General features: G+C 43.5%; 1 pseudogene. It reads right to left on the bottom strand.

Features of this window, described 5'->3' with window-relative positions:
- Positions 1-35: 35 nt before the first annotated feature.
- Positions 36-519, bottom strand: a pseudogene (locus tag E3E37_RS10840) (CoA-disulfide reductase); the annotation flags it as partial.

The raw sequence follows: 519 nt of genomic DNA, 5'->3' as shown, positions 1-519 counted from the left end.
CATAAATCTTTTTCAATAAATGAGTAAAAAAGAGCTCAGAACTTCAAAACCCTTGCCAAGACCACCAATGGATCCCACACCGGGGCAAATGGTGGTGCATAGGCCAAATCAGCAAAGAACAAGTCCTTGGTAGCAAATCCTGCTTGCAAAGCAATTGCAAATGCATCTATCCTTGGAAGGATTTCCGCACCAACTGCTTGAAGTCCTAAAAGCTTTCCGCTCTCTTTGTCTGCTATTGCCTTAAGCCATATTTTCTTTCCTCCTGGATAATAGTGGGGCTTCGTTCTTGCTTCTATGAAGGCGGTTTTTACATCATAACCCTCTTTTAACGCCTCCTGCTCTGTAAGCCCAGTCTTTCCAATCTCTAAATCCATGAACTTTGTTATTGCTGTGCCTAAAACTCCGGGGAATGTTATATCAACGCCAGCTATGTTGCTTCCCGCTACATAACCCATCTTGTTACCCGGTGGAGCTAAAGGTACCCAAACCCTTCTCCCTGTGATTAAATGTTTTGTTTCC

The organism is Thermococcus sp. ES12, from assembly GCF_012027515.1.
GTDB lineage: Archaea > Methanobacteriota_B > Thermococci > Thermococcales > Thermococcaceae > Thermococcus > Thermococcus barossii.
The sequence above is the reverse complement of the archived record's forward strand: the minus strand, read 5'-3'. Positions and strand labels throughout refer to the sequence as shown.